Origin of the sequence: Pseudarthrobacter albicanus (genome assembly GCF_018224015.1) — a bacterium.
Lineage (GTDB): Bacteria > Actinomycetota > Actinomycetes > Actinomycetales > Micrococcaceae > Arthrobacter > Arthrobacter albicanus.
In genome coordinates this window covers 1-1,106 of record NZ_JAGPOT010000178.1, presented here as the reverse complement: position 1 = coordinate 1,106, position 1,106 = coordinate 1, and the positions used below count along the sequence as shown (strand labels likewise).

Below are 1,106 nucleotides of genomic sequence, written 5' to 3'. Positions count from 1 at the left end.
CGGCGGTCAGGAACAGCCGGGAGGCAGCCCATCGGGCGTCCCACCCGGCGGGCGTGAGTCCTGCCGCGTCGAGGTTGTTCCGGGCGCGCCACAGGCGGCCGCCGCCGGCGGCGATGCGGGGCTTCCCGGCAGCGAGCCGTGCCTCCGCGTCCGTGAGCCGGTCCTGCAGGGCGGCGAGGCGCCGGGTCTTCCGGTGCCGCTCGGCCGCGGTCTTGTACCCCCGGACGCGGGCGATGACGGCGCCGCACGGGACGGCGGAGCGCTTCTGGATGGCGGCGCAGGCGGCGCGCAGGGTGCTGACCTCCGCGGCGAGGGCGCGCAGCCCGACTGGTACTGGTCCTCCGTGGCGCGGGTGATGCTCCCGGCCCACCGCGAGGAGGACAGAGCGGTCAGGCCGCGCTTGCGGCCCGTCCGGCCGCGGGCGGCGGCGGGGACCTGCCCCGTCCAGACCCGGGCGGCCAGGTCTTTCCGGTACAGGGATCCCAGGTGCGTGCCGACCGCGAACAGCGCGGCTTCTTCATCCGGTGTGGGGTGGAGGCGGGTGCGGATCCGCACCCCGGCGGGCGCGGCGGCAACGAACGCAGGGGCAATGACCCGCAGCCCCGAGGCGCTGCGCAGTCCTGTCACGCGCCGGCATCCTTGCGGCGGCCAGGAATTCCGACGTCGACACCAGCCTGAATCATCATGATCCGACCCTACAAGCCAGGGGTGCGCACGGGCCAGGGCCCGTCCGGGCTATGTGGAAAACCTCCCGGGCGCAGCCAAAGCACGCGGCATCCCCGCGTGCTCACCCCCGGGCGATGACCCCGCCGGTGGGGATCAGGAACCAGCCGTCGTCGGTGGAACCCCAACGGTGCCAGCCCGCCGAAATCCGGGCCAGGTCGGCAGCGTTGGAGCAGGCACCGCTTAACAGCCACCCGCATACTGCCGCCACTGCCGTCCACGCGTTGCCTGCCGTAATCCCCGCACGATTCCCCATGGCAGCCAGCCTAGGACTGCGCTGAACAATTTGGGTGGTTTAAGGCGCGCCTGCTGGACTTCGCGCAGTGGTCCTTAAGACTGGGTGTATGCAAGGAATTGAGGCGGCCCAGCGCGGATATTTGGAT

Annotated in this window: 1 protein-coding gene and 1 pseudogene; both read right to left on the bottom strand. The window is 72.1% G+C overall.

All coding sequences use genetic code 11. The features are described from left to right. Positions 1-370 (bottom strand): hypothetical protein (locus J9611_RS21265; RefSeq protein WP_211883210.1); only part of this gene is annotated, 370 nt, incomplete at its 3' end. Between the two features lie 417 nt (positions 371-787). Continuing rightward, positions 788-895, bottom strand: a pseudogene (locus J9611_RS22630) (SAM-dependent methyltransferase); the annotation flags it as partial. Between the last annotated feature and the right edge of the window lie 211 nt (positions 896-1,106).